The 16,473-nt window shown below is 63.8% G+C and carries 14 protein-coding genes; 10 read left to right on the top strand and 4 right to left on the bottom strand.

Features of this window, described 5'->3' with window-relative positions:
* Positions 1 to 61 precede the first annotated feature (61 nt).
* The 5 genes from KYK29_RS06750 to KYK29_RS06770 all read left to right on the top strand — a co-directional run bounded on the left by KYK29_RS06750 (position 62) and on the right by KYK29_RS06770 (position 6,298).
* A complete protein-coding gene (locus tag KYK29_RS06750; protein ID WP_254690134.1) occupies positions 62 to 1,252 on the top strand; it encodes a Gfo/Idh/MocA family protein in 1,191 nt (396 codons plus the stop codon).
* A 94-nt stretch (positions 1,253 to 1,346) separates the two neighbouring features.
* Positions 1,347 to 3,188 carry a 3D-(3,5/4)-trihydroxycyclohexane-1,2-dione acylhydrolase (decyclizing) gene (iolD, locus tag KYK29_RS06755; protein WP_254690135.1) on the top strand — a complete coding sequence of 614 codons (1,842 nt, stop codon included), beginning with the start codon at positions 1,347 to 1,349 and terminating at the stop codon, positions 3,186 to 3,188.
* A 45-nt stretch (positions 3,189 to 3,233) separates the two neighbouring features.
* Entirely contained in the window at positions 3,234 to 4,043 is an 810-nt protein-coding gene (locus KYK29_RS06760; protein ID WP_254690136.1) for an SDR family oxidoreductase, read from the top strand.
* 16 nt (positions 4,044 to 4,059) lie between these two features.
* On the top strand, positions 4,060 to 5,112 hold the full coding sequence (locus tag KYK29_RS06765; protein ID WP_254690137.1) for a sugar phosphate isomerase/epimerase family protein: 1,053 nt from the start codon (positions 4,060 to 4,062) through the stop codon (positions 5,110 to 5,112).
* 52 nt (positions 5,113 to 5,164) lie between these two features.
* Positions 5,165 to 6,298, top strand: a complete 1,134-nt coding sequence (locus tag KYK29_RS06770; protein WP_254690847.1) for a Gfo/Idh/MocA family protein — start codon at positions 5,165 to 5,167, stop codon at positions 6,296 to 6,298.
* A gap of 9 nt (positions 6,299 to 6,307) precedes the next feature.
* Here the strand turns inward: KYK29_RS06770 and KYK29_RS06775 are convergent, their stop codons facing one another.
* On the bottom strand, positions 6,308 to 7,288 hold the full coding sequence (locus tag KYK29_RS06775; RefSeq protein WP_254690848.1) for a LacI family DNA-binding transcriptional regulator: 981 nt from the start codon (positions 7,286 to 7,288) through the stop codon (positions 6,308 to 6,310).
* 198 nt (positions 7,289 to 7,486) lie between these two features.
* Here KYK29_RS06775 and KYK29_RS06780 point away from each other — a divergent pair, with 198 nt between their 5' ends.
* From KYK29_RS06780 to KYK29_RS06795, 4 genes are all read left to right on the top strand, one after another.
* Entirely contained in the window at positions 7,487 to 8,488 is a 1,002-nt protein-coding gene (locus KYK29_RS06780) for a sugar ABC transporter substrate-binding protein (RefSeq protein WP_254690138.1), read from the top strand.
* A 71-nt stretch (positions 8,489 to 8,559) separates the two neighbouring features.
* Positions 8,560 to 9,387 (top strand): ATP-binding cassette domain-containing protein, encoded by an 828-nt coding sequence (locus tag KYK29_RS06785; protein WP_254690139.1) that lies wholly within the window; start codon positions 8,560 to 8,562, stop codon positions 9,385 to 9,387.
* On the top strand, positions 9,384 to 10,388 hold the full coding sequence (locus KYK29_RS06790) for an ABC transporter permease (RefSeq protein WP_254690140.1): 1,005 nt from the start codon (positions 9,384 to 9,386) through the stop codon (positions 10,386 to 10,388). Before KYK29_RS06785 ends, KYK29_RS06790 begins: the two co-directional genes overlap by 4 nt.
* A 27-nt stretch (positions 10,389 to 10,415) precedes the next feature.
* Positions 10,416 to 11,633, top strand: a complete 1,218-nt coding sequence (locus KYK29_RS06795) for a Gfo/Idh/MocA family protein (protein ID WP_254690141.1) — start codon at positions 10,416 to 10,418, stop codon at positions 11,631 to 11,633.
* Between the two features lie 149 nt (positions 11,634 to 11,782).
* Here KYK29_RS06795 and KYK29_RS06800 read toward each other — a convergent pair whose 3' ends face one another.
* From KYK29_RS06800 to KYK29_RS06810, 3 genes are all read right to left on the bottom strand, one after another.
* On the bottom strand, positions 11,783 to 12,784 hold the full coding sequence (locus tag KYK29_RS06800) for an ABC transporter substrate-binding protein (RefSeq protein ID WP_254690142.1): 1,002 nt from the start codon (positions 12,782 to 12,784) through the stop codon (positions 11,783 to 11,785).
* Between the two features lie 67 nt (positions 12,785 to 12,851).
* Positions 12,852 to 13,646: a pyrroline-5-carboxylate reductase family protein gene (locus KYK29_RS06805; RefSeq protein ID WP_254690143.1), complete on the bottom strand. Its 795-nt coding sequence runs from the start codon at positions 13,644 to 13,646 to the stop codon at positions 12,852 to 12,854.
* A 13-nt stretch (positions 13,647 to 13,659) separates the two neighbouring features.
* Complete coding sequence (locus KYK29_RS06810) at positions 13,660 to 14,289, bottom strand: TetR/AcrR family transcriptional regulator (protein WP_254690144.1); 630 nt, start codon at positions 14,287 to 14,289, stop codon at positions 13,660 to 13,662.
* Positions 14,290 to 14,435: 146 nt separating this feature from the next.
* Between KYK29_RS06810 and KYK29_RS06815 the strand changes: the two genes are divergently transcribed.
* Positions 14,436 to 16,472 (top strand): NADH:flavin oxidoreductase, encoded by a 2,037-nt coding sequence (locus KYK29_RS06815; protein ID WP_254690145.1) that lies wholly within the window; start codon positions 14,436 to 14,438, stop codon positions 16,470 to 16,472.
* Position 16,473: the final 1 nt, after the last annotated feature.

Here is a 16,473-nt window from a genome sequence, read left to right on the forward strand (position 1 = left end):
AATTCTGGAAATGGGATTTCTGCAAGCCCGAATTTCCTGACGGGCCATCGGGAGGGAAAACATGACGACATCGGACGACAAGGCGGTCTTTCCGTTGCCGGAGCGCCGTTTGCGGCTCGGTATCGTGGGCGGCGGGCGCGGCAGTTTCATCGGCAAGGTCCATGCCCGCGGGGCGCGGCTTTCCAACCGCTGGGACGTGGTCGCCGGGGCGCTGTCGTCCCGCCCCGACGTGGCGCGGGCTTCCGGGCGGGAATGGCTTCTGGCCGAGGACCGCACCTATACCGATTACCGCGAGATGGCCGAGCGGGAAGCCGCGCGCCCGGACGGGATCGACGCGGTCGCCATCACGACACCCAACAATTCCCATCATGCGATCGCCTGCGCCTTCATGGACAAGGGTATCGACGTGATCAGCGACAAGCCGCTGACCACCACGCTTGCCGATGCGCTCGATCTCGTACGCCGGCAAAAGGAGACCGGTCTTGTTTTCGGCGTGACCTATGCCTATGCCGCCTATGCCATGGTGCGCCAGGCGCGGGAGATGGTCCGCAAGGGCCTGCTCGGCAAACTCCGGCAGATCCATGTCGAATATTTCCAGGAGTGGGCGCTGACGCCGCCGGCGGCGGCCGGCGCGGGGGCGCAATGGCGGGTGGATCCCGCCATCGTCGGGCCGACCTTCACGACGGGGGACATCGGCACGCATTGCCATCATCTGGGCGCCTTCGTCTGCGGCCGGCCCCTGACGCAGGTTCGCGCGGAATTCCATACGCTCGGTCCCCCGAAGCCGCTGGAGGACACCGCCTTCATGCATGTCCGTTATGAGGGCGATATTCCGGGAACGATCATGATCTCGCAAGCCGCAGCCGGCACCCATTGCGGCATCCGGCTTCGCGTCTTTGGGGAAAAAGCGGGGCTGGAGTGGTATCAGGAGGAACCGGAGATATTGCACTTCCGTCCCTTCGGCGAGCCCGCGCGTATCCTCACGCGCGGCGAGGGAGCGGGGATAGGCGCGCATGCGGCGCGCTTCGTCCACATGCCGCGCGGCCATCCCGAGGCGTTGAGCGACGCCTGGGGCAACCTCTATGAGGAATTCGCCATCGCCATCGAGGCGCGCCGTGCCGGCCGCACGTTGCCCGAAGGGCTGCTTGAATATCCGACCGTTCTCGATGGTGCGCTCGGCGTGAGCTTCATCGAAGCGGCCGCCGCCTCCAACGATGCGGGCGGGGCGTGGATGGGCTGCTCGCTGGACTGAGCGTATTTACAAGAAGTCTTGCAGTATTCTATATTGCGCAATAATCGTTTCTATCATCGGCCGGCACAGGAGCGCGGCTCACGGGAGGTTATCGATGTCCACTGTCCGTCTGACCATGGCTCAGGCCCTGGTGCGTTATCTCTGCAACCAGTTCACCGAAATCGACGGCTGCCGCGAGCCGCTGTTTCCCGGTGTCTTCGCCATTTTCGGCCATGGCAACGTCACCTGCCTTGCCGAAGCCCTGGAGGCGGTGAAGGACACGCTGCCGACCTGGCGCGGGCAGAACGAACAGTCGATGGCGCTGGCGGCGATCGGGTTTGCGAAAGCGACGCGCCGCCGCCAGATCATGGTCGCGACCTCCTCGATCGGCCCGGGCGCGCTCAACATGGTCACCGCGGCGGGCGTTGCGCATAGCAACCGTTTGCCGGTGCTGCTCCTTGCCGGCGACAGTTTCGTCAATCGCCGGCCGGATCCGGTGATGCAGCAGGTCGAGCATTTCGGCAATCCGACGGTGACCGTCAATGACGCCTTCAAGGCCGTCACGCGCTACTGGGACCGTATCACCCATCCCGAGCAGATCATCGGCTCGCTGCCCCAGGCGGTCGCCGTCATGCTGGATCCGGCCGATTGCGGGCCGGCCTTCCTCGCCCTGCCGCAGGATGTGCAGGAAATCGCCTGGGATTATCCCGAGAGCTTCTTTGCGCCGACCGTGCACAAGGTCCCGCGTCCGCGCGCCGACCGGGATCGGCTCGCCGAGGCGGCAAGCGTCCTCAAGAGCGCGAAGCGGCCGCTGATCATTTCCGGCGGCGGCGTGCGCTATTCCGGCGCGGAAAGCGTGCTTGCCGATTTCGCCGAGAAGCATGGCATCCCGCTTTGCGAGACCATCGCCGGCAAGGGCACGGTCACGCATGATCATCCCGCCCATGTCGGGCCGATCGGCATCGTCGGTTCGACGTCCGCCAATGCGCTGGCGGCCGAAGCCGATGTCGTGCTTGCCGTCGGCACGCGGCTGATGGACTTCACCACCGGTTCCTGGACGGCGTTTTCGCCTGACGCCCGCTTCGTGGCCATCAATGCGGCGCGCTGGGACGCCAACAAGCACCGCGCCGTCGCCGTCGTCGGCGATGCGCTGGAGACGGTGGAAGAACTGGAAGCCGCTCTTGGCGACTACAAGGCGGATGCCGGCTGGACCGAGAAGGGCCGGCAGGAATTCGCCAAATGGAATGCGGCGCTCGACGGTTTCCAGAAGCCGACCAACGCCCCTGTGCCGACCTATGCCCAGGTTGTCGGCGTCGTCAATTCCCGGGCCGGGGAACGCGACCTGCTGATCACCGCCGCCGGCGGCCTGCCGGGCGAGGTGATGAAGAACTGGCGCGTCAAGGCGCCGAACACCTTCGACTGCGAATTCGGCTTTTCCTGCATGGGCTACGAGATCGCGGCCGGCTGGGGCGCGGCCATGGCCGATCCCACCCGCACGCCGATCGTCATGATCGGCGACGGCACCTATATGATGATGAACTCGGATATCTACTCGACCGTGCTTTCCGGCCACAAGATGATCCTCATCGTCTGCGACAATGGCGGCTATGCGGTGATCAACCGGCTTCAGAACGCCAAGGGCGGCGCATCCTTCAACAATCTGATCAAGGATTGCCGGGTCAAGGAACCCTTCGCGGTCGATTTCGCCAAGCACGCCGAGGCCATGGGCGCGCTGACGCGCCATGTGGAAAGCCTCGCCGATCTGGGCGACGCCGTCGAATGGGCGCAGACGACGGACCGCACCACCGTCATCACCATCGTTTCGGACGCCTTCACCTGGACGCCGGGCGACGCCTGGTGGGATGTCGGCGTCCCGCAGGTCAGCGCGCGCGCCGAGGTGAACACGGCTGCCGCCGACCAGCAGAGCGGCCGGACGAAACAGCGGGTCGGCGTTTAAGCCGGCCATTCTCCACGAACCAATCAGGCAAACGGGCGGAAAATCATGTCCAGACAATTCGAAGGCAAGATCGCGGTCATCACGGGCGGCACCCAGGGACTGGGCGCGGCGACCGCGCGACTTTTCGCCGAGCGCGGCGCCGGCGGGCTCGTCATCTGCGGCCGGTCGGCGGAGAAGGGGGCGGCGCAGGCCGCCGCCCTGGAAAAGCTCGGGACGAAAGCGGTGTTCGTCGCCGCCGATCTCGGCAAGGTGGAGGATTGCCGCGCGGTCATCGCCGCGGCCGACAAGGCGTTCGGCCGGCTCGATATTCTCGCCAATGTCGCCGGCGCGACAAACCGGGGCAATATCCTCGACACGTCGCCGGAACTGTTCGACATGCTGTTTGCGGTCAATACGCGCGCGCCCTTCTTCCTCATGCAGGAGGCGATCCGGCTCTTCCGGCGCGACGACGTCGAGGGCGCGATCGTCAATGTGTCCTCGATGTCGTCGATGGGCGGGCAGCCGTTCCTGTCGGCCTATTGCGCCTCCAAGGGTGCGCTCGATACGCTCACGCGCAACACGGCCTATGCGGTCCTGCGCAATCGCATTCGCGTCAACAGCCTCAATATCGGCTGGATGGCATCGGAAGGCGAGGATCGCACGCAGCGTACGCAGGACGGACAGCCGGACGACTGGCTGGAAAAGGCGGCCGCCAAGCAGCCTCAGGGCCGGCTGATCGATCCCGATGAGGTGGCGCGCGCCATCGCCTTCCTCGCGTCTTCCGAATCCGGGCTGATGACCGGGGCGATCATCAATTTCGACCAGGGCATCTGGGGCGCTTACGACAGCGTGCCGCACCCGCGCAACCCGCTCTGAACGTCCGGAGGAAACCATGCGCACGATCAAGGGGCCGGCGGTCTTCCTCGCCCAGTTCGCGGGCGACGAAGCGCCGTTCAACACGCTTGAGGGGCTGGCCGGCTGGGCCGCCGGCAAGGGGTTCGAAGGCGTGCAGATCCCGACCTGGGACAGGCGCGTCATCGATATCGAAAAGGCAGCCGAAAGCCAGGATTACGTCGATGAGTTCAAGGGGATTCTCGCCCGGCACGGACTGGTAGTGACGGATCTCGCCAGCCACTTGCAGGGTCAGCTTGTCGCCTTGCATCCGTCCTTCGACCTGCCGGCCGATTCCTTTGCGCCGGCGGTTGTCCATCGCAATCCCGCCGCGCGGCAGGAATGGGCGGTCAACCAGCTTCTCGCGGCTGCGAAAGCCTCGCGCCGTTTCGGTCTCGATCGCCATACGACCTTCAGCGGCACGCTGCTCTGGCCGTATCTCTATCCCTATCCGCAATGGCCGGACGGTCTGATTTCCGATGGTTTCGACGAACTCGCCCGCCGCTGGCGGCCGATCCTCGACGCTTTCGACGCGGAAGGGGTGGACGTCTGCTACGAGATCCATCCGACCGAGGATCTCCACGACGGCCTGACCTTCGAGATGTTCCTGGAGCGGGTGGACCACCATCCGCGTTGCAACATCATGTACGATCCGAGCCATCTCGTGCTGCAATCGATCGATTACCTGACGTATATCGATCACTATCACGAGCGGATCAAAACCTTCCATGTCAAGGACGCCGAATTCCGGCCGACAGGAAAGACCGGCGCTTACGGCGGCTATCAGCCCTGGGTCAGCCGTGCCGGCCGCTTCCGCTCGCCGGGCGACGGCCAGGTCGATTTCGGCGCGATTTTCGCGAAGCTCACCGGCTACGATTTCGACGGCTGGGCGGTTCTGGAATGGGAGTGCTGCCTGAAGAACCCGGAGGACGGTGCGGCCGAAGGGGCGCGTTTCATTCGCGATCATATCATCCGGGTATCGGAGCGCGCCTTCGACGATTTCGTCAAGTCGGGCGCCGACCGGGCGGTCAACAAGCAAATTCTCGGCATTTGAGGAGGCTCCATTGAGCACTGTTTCGCTCGCCGGCAGGCGTCTGCGGCTCGGCATGGTCGGCGGCGGCGCCGGTGCCTATATCGGCGGCATCCACCGCTTTGCGGCCCGTCTCGACAACCAGTTCGATCTCGTCGCCGGCGCTTTCGACGTCGACGCCGCGCGTGGTCATGCCTTCGCGGCCGAAAACTTCATCGCGCCGGAGCGTTCCTACGACGACTATGCGGCCATGGTCGAAGGCGAGCGCGGACGTGAGGACCGCATCGACGTGGTGGCGATCTGCACGCCGAACCATACGCATTATCCCATCGCCAGGGCGTTCATCGAGGCGGGGATCGACGTGATCTGCGAAAAGCCGATGACGACGACGCTCGAGGATGCCGTCGCGCTGCACGAGCTGGCAAGGAGCAGCGGCCGTTTTCTCGGCGTCACCTATACCTATAGCGGTTATCCGATGGTGCATGAGGCGCGCGCCATGGTGGCGCGCGGCGATATCGGCAAGATCCGTGTCGTCCAGGTCGAATATCCGCTCGAATGGATGGCGACGGGAATCGAGCTTCAGGGCAACCAGCAGGCGGCGTGGCGGACCGATCCGAAAAAGAACGGCCGCGGCGGCTCGATCGGCGATATCGGCACCCATGCCTATCATCTTGCAGGCTTCGTCACGGGCCTCAAGGCGGACGCCGTCAGCGCCGACCTTGCCACTTTCGTCGATGGCCGCGCGCTTGACGACAACGCCCATGTGATGATCCGCTACGAGGGCGGCGCGCGCGGGCTTCTCTGGTCCTCGCAGGTGGCGATCGGCCAGTCGAATGGCCTGCGTCTGCGGGTCTTCGGGGAGACGGGCAGTCTCGTCTGGCATCAGGAGCAGCCGAACGAGCTGTTTCACACGGAACTGTTCGGTTCGCCGCGCGTCATCAAGCGGGGGCGTGACGATCTTGCGGCGGAGACCCGCGCCCGCACACGGACCCCTCCCGGTCATCCCGAAGGCTATATCGAGGCCTTTTCCAATCTCTATCAGGGTTTTGCCGAGGCCATCCGGGCGCGCGCGGAAGGCCGCGAGGCGGAGCCGAAGGGCCGGGACGTGCCGATGTCCTATGACGGGCTGAAGGGCGTGGCATTTGTCGAAGCCGTCGTGGATAGCCATGAAAAACACGGGGGAGGCTGGTGCGCGCCACGTTTTGCCTGAATGGTGAACTCAGCCGGTGGCGCGCGCGACGAGCCTGCCGGGAAGCCGGACGGTCTGCGATGGCCGCCGGCCCATCAGCATGTCGACGAGCGTGTCGACCATCTGCTCGTAGGGCTGGCGGTAGGTCGTCAGATTGAAACCGGCCATGCCGGAAAAATCGATATCGTCATAGCCGATGATCGCGAGATCGTCCGGTACGGCCAAGCCGAATTCGTTGCGCGCCACGTCGAGCGCGCCGAGGGCGAGAATGTCGTTTTCGCACATCAGAACGTCGGCCCGCTCCGTTGGCGGCGTATCCTCAAGATAGGCGCGCAACGCCGCGGCGGCGGTGTGACGGTCATAGCGGGCCGCGTCGAGTTCTGCCGCCAGGGGCAGTCCCCGTTTCTTCCAGAAGTCCGCAAAACGCCGGCGCCGGCCGAGCGCCGTGGAAACCGTGCGGGGCCCGGCCATGAAGCCCGGACGACGGTAGCCGCGCTTCTCCAGGTGGGCGCAGATTTCCTCCATCGCCCGCTCCGCATTGCAGGTCACCGATGGAATGGAGGAAATGGTGCTGTCGCGCGCCAGAACGTAGATCGGGATGTCGGCGGAGGTGATCGTGTCGTCATGGAAGGCCGTGCCGAACAGCACGATCGCGTCCAGTTGCCGTTGCCGGGCGTTGGCGATCGCCGCCACATGATCGTAGTCGCGGTTGATGTTGATCAGGACGCCGAGCATGCCGTTGCTCTGGAGTGCGCCGGTCAGCCGTTCGAGCGTCGGCAACTTATACGGATTGGCGAAGTCGTCGACGAGGATGCCGATGAGGTTGGTGCGCTTGGTCGCAAGGCTGCGCGCGAGAAGATTCGGCTGGTAGCTTAGCGCGGCGGCCGCTTCGAGCACCCGCTCGCGCGTGTCGGGAGCAATCTGCGCGCCCGGCGTGAAGGCGCGGATCACGGTCCATTTGGACACGCCGGCGCGGCGGGCGACATCGGCCGAGGTGGGGGTCTTGCTCAGGGTTTCCTCCTCGCGGATTCCGGCGACTTATGCCTGACGCGGGCCGCCTTTGGAAGGTTCGCAACAAAAATTGCGAATACATGTTGACGTGCAAATTTTCAACTGCTACCGGTAGCGGCACAATGGCGGCGCCGCGAAAGGATGGAGGATCCTTCGGCGGCACGATCCGAAGAGGAAGCCCCGCTTGGGAAATCCGCCATGTTCAGGATCACTCGGGAGGAGATCGAAATGGACATCAAACGCCGTACCCTGATGGCCGGTTCCGCGGCCGTGCTTCTGGCAGCCGCCATGCCTGCCGCTTTCGCCCAGGAAGGCAAGGTGATCGGCGTTCTGCCGAAAACCGTCATCAACGACACCTTCATGAACAACCTCGCCAATTTCGCCGTCGCCAAGGGCGAGGAGCTTGGCCTGTCGATGGAAATCCACAGTGTCTCCGGCCATGGGGCGATCGAGGAGCAGGTGTCCGCCATGGAGGCCCTGATCTCGCGCAAGGTGGACGGCATCGTGCTGGCCGCACTCGATTCCAAAGGGCTCGCGCCGGTGGTCAAACGGGCTGCGGAAGCCGGCATTCCCGTGGTTCTCGTCGATAGCGGCGTGGAAACCGATCCGGCCAATTATGTCTCTCTCGTGCGGACCGACAACGTCCGGGCGGCGGGCCTTGCCGCTGACTATGCCGCGGCGCTCCTGAGCTATTCCGGCAAGGTTGCCCAGCTTGAAGGCGAGCCGGGGTCGGAAGCGGCCATCAACCGCGTGAAAGGCTTCCATGAAGGGATCGCCAAATATCCGGATATCGAGCTTGTCTCCTCGATTACCGGCCACTGGACGACGCCGGGCGGCGTCGAGGCTACCGAGGCGATCCTGTCCGCCAATCCGGATGTCGGCCTGATCTTCGCCTCCTCCGATCTCATGGCGGTCGGCGCGGCGGAAGTCCTGCGCCGCCGCAAGCGCGATGACGTCATCGTCATCGGCTTCGACGGTATCCCCGAAGGCACCGACCTCATTCTTTCGGGCCGCGCTGCCGGCGATGTCTCGCAGAGCGCGCGCGGCATGGGCGAGCAGGCCGTGACGATCCTGAACGATATCATCAGCGGCGGCAAAGCTGCGGCCGATATGCCGAAGGAAATCGATTCCGGCATGAAGCTGCTGCACAGCTGGAACGTGAAGGAATATCGCAAGGACGTTCTCGGTCTCGCCGACTGACGGGCGATGCGTGACGGCGGCCGCGTTGCCGGCCGCCGTCACCGGAGGTGAATCTCTTGCGGAGTAGCAGCATGGTTCAGCAGAATGCGGCCGCCGCGGATACGTCCGCGCCTATCGTGGAAATGCGGGGCATCTCGAAATATTACGGCGGCATCGCAGCGCTTGAAGATGTCGATTTTTCGGTCGGAGCCGGAGAGGTCGTCGCCCTGCTCGGCGACAACGGTGCAGGCAAATCCACCCTGATCAAGATCCTTGCCGGCGCGGTCATCGCCGATGCCGGGGAAATCCGCGTCGACGGCGCGCCGGTCCATATCAATTCGCCGGCCCGCTCCAAGGCGCTTGGCATCGAGACCGTCTATCAGGATCTGGCGCTCTGCGACAATATCGACGTGGCCGCCAATGTGTTTCTCGGCCGTGAACTCAAGAAGCCCTGCCTCGGCGGCCTTGTCCGGATTTTCGATCGCCGGCGCATGGGTGAGGAAACCCGCGCGTTGCTTGCGGATCTGAAAATCAACATTCCCGATATCGAGGCGAAGGTCCGCGATTTTTCCGGTGGCCAGCGCCAGACCATCGCCATCGCCAAGACGGTTTACGGCGCGGCGAAGCTTATCATCATGGACGAACCGACGGCAGCCCTCGGTGTCACCCAGCAGGAACAGGTGCTGCGTCTCATCGAGAACCTGCGCGAACGCGGCGAAGCCATCGTTCTCATCAGCCATAATATGAGCGATGTCATGAGGGTCGCCGATCGTGTGGTCATTCTCAAGACCGGCCGCCTCGTCACCAACCGGCCGAAGGCGGCGACCGATCGCGATCAACTCGTGCGCATGATCGTCAGCGGCACCGAGGAGCCGCTTCTGACCGATCGCCAATCCGCTACCGAAAGGGCCGGCCAATGAGCGTTCTCACCAAAAAGGCATATGGCGCGCGTGGGCCGGTCTCGCTGAAGGCGCGGCTGTCGAAGCTGATGGAACAGGGATCGACGGTTCTCGTCTTCCTCGGGATCATCCTGCTGATGGAAGTCCTCACCTCCGGCTTCATCTCGCTCGACAACCTGAGCCTTATCGTCCTTCAGGCAGCAACGCGCGCCATTCTGGCCATCGGCATGATGATGGTGATTATCAGCGGCGGCATCGATATTTCCGTCGGAACCGTCATGTCGCTGTGCATGGTGGTCATGGGGATCGCCGTCATCGACGGGGGCCTGCCGCTCTATCTGGGATTCGTCGCTGCCATCGGGGCCGGCGTTCTCGTCGGTTCGGTCAACGGCTTCCTCATCTCCTATGCGCGTCTGCCGCCCTTCATCGTCACGCTCGGCATGCTCGGGATCGCCCAGGGCCTTGCGCTGACGATCAGCAACGGCCGCTCGCTTTACGGCTTCCCGGAAACCTTCGAATTCTTCGGTGGCGGCACGGTGCTGTCGATCCCGGTTCCGGTTCTCATCCTGATGGGCTTCGCGCTGATCATGACCTTTGTCTTCTATCAGACACGCCTCGGCCGCTACGCCTTCACCATCGGCGGCAACGAGGAGGCAACACGCCGGGCCGGTGTGAACGTCCGGGCCTACAAGCTCGCCTTCTATGCCGTCGTCGGCGGAACGGCGGGTCTGGGTTCCATCGTGCTGGCGGCGCGTATCAATTCGGCCCATCCCGGTATCGGCTTCGGCTACGAACTGGATGCCATCGCCGCGGTGGTCATCGGCGGCGGCAGTCTCATGGGCGGTCGCGGCACGGTGTTCGGCGCGGTGATGGGGGCGCTGATCATGTCGGCAATCCGCTTCGGCCTCAACGTCATGGGCATGTCGCCCTTCATCCAGCAGATCGTCGTCGGCGTCATCCTGATCGCCGCGGTCTATCTCGATACCCTCCGGGCAGCGCGTCTGCGGCACACCACCCGCTGAGCAAGCGATAACGAAAGGCGACAAACCATGTCTGCACAGGCAACGGCCTATACAATGGCGGAGAAGCTTTCGGCCCCGCCGCGTCGTATTCGCCTTGGCATCGTCGGCGGAGCGGGCGGTTTCATCGGTCCGGTGCATGCACTGGCCGCCCGTATGGACAACCGTTACGAACTTGTCGCCGGCGCACTTTCCTCCAGGCCCGATGTTTCCAAGGAGGCAGGCAAAGCCTGGTTCCTGCCCCCCGACCGGGTCTATGGCGACTATCGCGAGATGGCGCGCGCGGAGGCCGGGCGTCCCGACGGCATCGAGGCGGTCGCCATCACCACGCCGAACCATCTTCACTACGATGCGGCGAAGGCCTTTCTCGACGCCGGCATCCATGTGATTTGCGACAAACCGCTGACGACGACACTCGATGACGCCCTTCTTCTCGTGGAACAGGCGCGCCGCACCGGCCTGTGCTTCTTCGTCACTCACGGCTTTGCGGCCTATCCGATGATCCGCGAGGCGCGAGCGCGCGTGGCGGACGGTCGGCTTGGAACCGTCCGGCTGGTCCATGTCGAATTCGTCATGGACTGGCTCACCGATCCGATCGACCTGATGGGCGACCGCCATGCCGCCTGGCGGACCGATCCGGCGACATCGGGGGCGGGCGGCGCCATCGCCGACATCGGAACGCACGCCTATCATCTGGCCCGTTTCGTCTCGGGCCAGGAAGTGACGGGGCTTTCCGCCGCGCTGCACACCATGGTGCCCGGCCGTCGTCTCGATGACAACGGACACCTTCTGCTCGAATTCGAAAACGGCGCCAAGGGGACGATGATCGTGACGCAGGTGGCGCCCGGCAACGAATGCGGCCTGCGTATCCGGGTCTATGGCGACAAGGCCGGGCTCGAATGGCGTCAGGACGACGCCGACCACCTGCGGTTCAGCGAACAGGGCAAGCCGGTGCAGATCATCGGGCGCGGCGAAGCCGGCCTTTCCGCCGACGCACAGCGCATGACCCGCGTGCCGCGCGGCCATCCGGAAGGATATCTGGAGGCTTTCGCCAATATCTATTCCGAGATCGCCGCAGCGCTCTGGGGAAAGATTTCGGGAACGGCCGTACCGCATCCCGTCGCCTGCGCCACGGTGGAGGACGGCGCGATCGGCATCGCCTTCATCGAGGCGGCGCTGCGCTCCAGCCGGCAACGGGGAGAATGGGTCGATCCAAGGCTGCCGTCCGTGGACGGTTCGAAACCGTAGCCCGGATTCCACCGCGCCGCGACATCACGCTGCTTCCGGCGGGCTTTCAAAACATCTCCGGTGACGATCGAGCCACCGGAGATGTCCTGTCCCATTGTTACGACGCAGATCCGGACGAAAGTCCGGTTTCCGCATGTACCGGGCCGGCGTTAAAGCGCCGATTCGACCCTGGAGGCGGCTTCCGGGGAGACCCAGGCCTTCCAGATGTCGGGGTTTTCCTTGAGGAACTGCTTCGCCCCCAGTTCACCCGTCGCCTGATTGTCGGTCATCCAGGCCATCAGCTTGTTGATCGTCTCGTTGCTCCAGGAGCGCTTCGTCAGATAATCCATCACCTCGGGGCCCGCCTTCTCGGAGAACGGCTTGGCGACGAGCGTCACGATCGTGTCGACCGGCCATGCGCTCGGCTTCGGATCCGGGCAATCCGCCACGGTATTGCAGCGCTTCCATTCCGCTTCGTCATAGGGCACGCCGGCTTCGAGCTGCACCATGTCGTATTTGCCGAGGAGTGCGGTCGGCGCCCAGTAATAGCCGGCCCAGGCTTCCTCTCGTGCATAGGCTTTCGCGATCGACCCGTCGAGGCCGGCGGCGGAGCCGGTATCGACCAGCGTCCAGCCGGCCTTTTCGCCTTCGAACGCCTTGAAGAGCTGCGTCGTCACCACCGTGCCGCCCCAACCTTGCGGACCGTTGAAGATCGCGCCCTTGCTCGGGTCCTCCTGATCGGGGAAGAGCTCGGGATGTTTCAGAAGGTCCGGAATGGTCTTGATGTCCGGATGTGCCTCTGCAAAGTATTTTGGAATCCACCAGCCCTGAATGCCGCCGTCGGGAAGCGGCGAGCCGACCTGAATGATCCGGCCTTCTTCGGTTCCCTTCTTGACGACGTCGGGCAGCAGATCGATCCAGGCCTCGGGTGCGATGTCCGGCTGGCCTTTTTCGGCCATCGACGTGATCGTCGGCACCGTATCGCCGATGGTGATCTCGGCGTTGCAGCCATAACCCTCGTTGAGGATGAATTTGTCGAGGTTGGAGATCACTTCCGCGCTCTGCCAGTTCATGCTGGCGATGGTGACGTCACCACAGTCGGCGGCGTGGGCGAAAGACGATGCGGCCAGAATGCCGAAGATGAGGCATGTCGATGCAAGCAGGCTTTTCATTGTCGTTCCCTCTGTTGTGCGGCTGTTGTTTTTCGGGCGGGATGCCGCAGAAGCCCGCCTCACGGGGTCAGGAGTCACCTCCCATACGCACCGATTTCCGGAATGCCATCGCCAGTCCGCGTGAAACGGCGGCCTCAAAGCCCGCAGCCTTCATCTCCGTGAGCGCGGCCGCGGTCGTGCCCTGATAGTCGAGGAAGGTCCGGACCGTTTCGGCGGGGCAGTCGTCCCGTTTTTCCAGCAGGCGGCCGGCGCCAACGATCAGCGCGTTGACGGCGCGCCGGGCCGTGTCGGGATCAAGGCCATGGGTCATGGCGTCGGCCATCATCGCCTCGGCGAGCAGGGCGGGAAACGCCGGTCCCGAGCCGGTGAGGCCGGTGAGGTAGTCGATTTCGGCCTCCGTGCGGACTTCATCCTGAAATCCGCAGGTATCGAAGATCGTGCGTATGAGGGCTCGGTCCTGCTTGCCGACGGCCCCGGTGGCGATCCAGGGGGTATAGGATTTGCGGACCTCGGCGGCGGCGTTCGGCAGGGTGCGGACCACGCGCGTCGTTCCATGCTGCGTGCAAAGCGCATCGAGGCGGATGCCGGCCATCACGGAGACGACGAGCTTGCCCCGGGCATCGACCTTCAGACCGGGCCAGTCGGCGGGCCGGACGGATAGCACGATCACGTCGGAACGGTCGGCAAGCGCCTGATTGTCCGATGTCCAGAACGATGCAGGAAACCGGTCCGGCTGTTTGTTTCGAAAGGAAAGCGACAGGTCCTGCGGCCGTACGATCGCTGCATCGAGCAGCGCGGCGGCAATGGCGCCGCCGAGCCATCCTGCTCCACCGATTATACCAATTCGCAATGGAGCATTCATATCCGGGCTTCTCTCAATCGGGCCTGTAGCCATGCCGCGAGAAGAAGCGGTCAAGCTCCCGCTGCTGCGGCGTCTGGCCGGTGTAGATCGCGATATATTCGGGGATCCGCTTCATGCGGAGAGCGAGGTCTTCCCTGGATTGCATGGAAATATACCCGATCTGGACAAGGTAGGTCGTGCGCGCACGGACATCGGCCGGACCCTCGTCGTAGCCGAAGCGCATGAACATGCGGCAAAGCGCGTCTATCCTTGCCTGATCGGCCCGCTGCACTTCGGCCAGGATGTCCGTCGATTGCAGCGCCCAGCTCCGGACTGCGAATTCGAACGGGGAGTCGAACAGGTCCTTGCTTATCCAGCAGTCGAAAACGTTGAGCATGGCCTCGGCGACGGATTCCGCATAGGCCTCGGATTGCCGGATGATGCCGCCGGTGTTCTTGTCGCGCCAGCGCGCTATCAGGGTATCCAGAAGCTCTTCCCGGTCCTTGAAGAACCAGTAGAAGCTGGTTCGGGAAAGATTGAGCCGTTTGGAAAGCGGCAGGATCTTTACCGAATCCACGCCGGATTCGAGCAGGGATTCATAGGCGGCCCCGAGCCATCCCTCGTGAGATCCTCGCCAGCCAGTATCAGCGATAGCGTGCTCCATGGTGCGCTTCTAGCAAGTTCCACGCCTTCCCGCAAGCAAAATGTACATTAATGTCCAAATGCCGGACGACGTTGTTTTTGGCCGTTGACATATATGTACATTCTCTTTTAGCGTTACCCTGGAGCCAATTAACCGGAGTCTTTCGCATGTCGAGCGATCCTCTTCTTCAGCCCTACCGACTGAAGCATCTGACGCTGCGCAACCGTATCATCGTGACCTCGCACGAACCGGCCTATCCGGAGGACGGCATGCCCAAGGAGCGCTACCGGGCCTATACGGTGGAGCGGGCGAGGGGCGGCGTGGCGCTGACGATGACGGCCGGCTCGGCCGCCGTTTCGAAGGATAGTCCGCCGGTCTTCAACAACCTGCTCGCCTATAAGGACGAGATCGTGCCGTGGATCCGCCAGATGACGGATGCCGTGCATGAAGAGGGGGCTGCGATCATGATCCAGCTCACCCATCTCGGCCGGCGCACGCGCTGGGACAAGGGTGACTGGCTCCCCGTCGTCGCGCCGTCCCATCACCGCGAAGCCGCTCATCGCGCCTTTCCGAAGAAGATGGAAGACTGGGATATCGAGCGGATCATCAAGGATTTCGCCGATGCCGCCGAGCGCATGAAGGCGGGCGGCATGGACGGCGTGGAACTGGAAGCCTACGGCCATCTTATCGACCAGTTCTCCTCGCCGCTGACGAACGAACTCGATGGCCCCTATGGCGGCTCGCTCGAAAACCGCATGCGCTTCTGTCTCGATGTGTTCACGGCGATCCGCGAGCGCGTGGGCGAGGAGTTCATCCTCGGTGTCCGCTACACCGCCGACGAATGTCTTCCCGGCGGTACGGGCAAGGCGGAGGGCCTTGAAATCTCGCGTCGCCTGAAGGAAAGCGGTCTTATCGACTATCTGAACGTCATCCGCGGCCATATCGATACGGATCCGGGCCTGACCGACGTCATTCCCATCCAGGGCATGGCAAGCGCGCCGCATCTGGATTTCGCCGGAGAAATCCGCGCCGCGACGGATTTTCCCACCTTCCATGCGGCGAAGATCCAGGACGTCGCCACCGCCCGCCATGCCATTGTCTCCGGCAAGGTCGATATGATCGGCATGACGCGGGCCCATATGACCGACCCGCATATCCTGCGCAAGATCATCGAGAAGCGGGAAGATGACATCCGGCCCTGCGTCGGTGCGAATTACTGTCTCGACCGCATCTACCAGGGCGGGCTCGCCTTCTGCATCCATAACGCGGCGACCGGCCGCGAGGAGACGATGCCGCACGATATTCCGAAAGCGGATGTGCGCCGGAAGGTGGTGATCGTCGGCGCCGGTCCGGCGGGCCTCGAGGCGGCTCGCGTTTCGGCCGAGCGCGGTCATGAGGTCGTCGTCTTCGAGGCTGCGAACAATCCCGGCGGGCAGATCAGGCTGACGGCCCAGAGCGAGCGCCGGCGGGAGATGATCGGCATCATCGACTGGCGCATGAACCAGTGCGAGAAGCTCGGTGTGACCTTCCGTTTCAATACCTGGGCCGAAGCCGGCACGGTTCTGGCCGAAAAGCCGGATGTCATCATCGTCGCGACCGGCGGCCTGCCGCATACCGAGGTGCTGACGAAGGGTAACGATCTGGTCGTCTCTGCCTGGGACATCATCTCCGGCGACGTGAAGCCGGGAACCAATGTGCTGGTCTATGACGATGCCGGCGACCATTCCGGTCTCCAGGCCGCCGAGTTCATCGCCAAGGCGGGCGGCAAGGTCGAGATCATGACGCCGGACCGCTCCTTCGCACCGGAGGTCATGGCGATGAACCTCGTCCCCTACATGCGGTCGCTACAGAAGCTCGATACGACCTTTACCGTCACCTGGCGGCTGGAGGCGGCGGAAAGGAGCGGCAACCAGCTCATCGCCCATGTCGGCAGCGATTACGGCGGCGTTGCAAGGCAGCGCACGGTCGATCAGATTGTCGTCAATCACGGAACCATTCCGCTGGATGACTTATATTTTGAACTGAAGCCGGGATCGACAAATCTCGGTGCGGTGGATTACGAGGAACTGATCGCCGGTAAAACCCAGACCGTCGAGCGAAATCCGCAAGGCGCCTATCAGCTCTACCGGATCGGCGATGCGGTCGCCGCCCGCAACACGCATGCCGCGATCTACGACGCCCTGCGTCTTGCCAAGGATATCTGAC

The sequence above is a fragment of the Shinella daejeonensis genome, assembly GCF_024281235.1.
GTDB classification, from domain to species: Bacteria; Pseudomonadota; Alphaproteobacteria; order Rhizobiales; family Rhizobiaceae; genus Shinella; species Shinella daejeonensis.

What these genes read in the sequence shown, in the direction of transcription:
- KYK29_RS06750 (WP_254690134.1), top strand. Translation starts at nt 62, where the DNA reads ATGACGACATCGGACGACAAGGCGGTCTTTCCGTTGCCGGAGCGCCGT.
- iolD (WP_254690135.1), top strand. Translation starts at nt 1,347, where the DNA reads ATGTCCACTGTCCGTCTGACCATGGCTCAGGCCCTGGTGCGTTATCTC.
- KYK29_RS06760 (WP_254690136.1), top strand. Translation starts at nt 3,234, where the DNA reads ATGTCCAGACAATTCGAAGGCAAGATCGCGGTCATCACGGGCGGCACC.
- KYK29_RS06765 (WP_254690137.1), top strand. Translation starts at nt 4,060, where the DNA reads ATGCGCACGATCAAGGGGCCGGCGGTCTTCCTCGCCCAGTTCGCGGGC.
- KYK29_RS06770 (WP_254690847.1), top strand. Translation starts at nt 5,165, where the DNA reads ATGGTCGGCGGCGGCGCCGGTGCCTATATCGGCGGCATCCACCGCTTT.
- KYK29_RS06780 (WP_254690138.1), top strand. Translation starts at nt 7,487, where the DNA reads ATGTTCAGGATCACTCGGGAGGAGATCGAAATGGACATCAAACGCCGT.
- KYK29_RS06785 (WP_254690139.1), top strand. Translation starts at nt 8,560, where the DNA reads ATGGTTCAGCAGAATGCGGCCGCCGCGGATACGTCCGCGCCTATCGTG.
- KYK29_RS06790 (WP_254690140.1), top strand. Translation starts at nt 9,384, where the DNA reads ATGAGCGTTCTCACCAAAAAGGCATATGGCGCGCGTGGGCCGGTCTCG.
- KYK29_RS06795 (WP_254690141.1), top strand. Translation starts at nt 10,416, where the DNA reads ATGTCTGCACAGGCAACGGCCTATACAATGGCGGAGAAGCTTTCGGCC.
- KYK29_RS06800 (WP_254690142.1), bottom strand. Translation starts at nt 12,784, where the DNA reads ATGAAAAGCCTGCTTGCATCGACATGCCTCATCTTCGGCATTCTGGCC.
- KYK29_RS06805 (WP_254690143.1), bottom strand. Translation starts at nt 13,646, where the DNA reads ATGAATGCTCCATTGCGAATTGGTATAATCGGTGGAGCAGGATGGCTC.
- KYK29_RS06810 (WP_254690144.1), bottom strand. Translation starts at nt 14,289, where the DNA reads ATGGAGCACGCTATCGCTGATACTGGCTGGCGAGGATCTCACGAGGGA.
- KYK29_RS06815 (WP_254690145.1), top strand. Translation starts at nt 14,436, where the DNA reads ATGTCGAGCGATCCTCTTCTTCAGCCCTACCGACTGAAGCATCTGACG.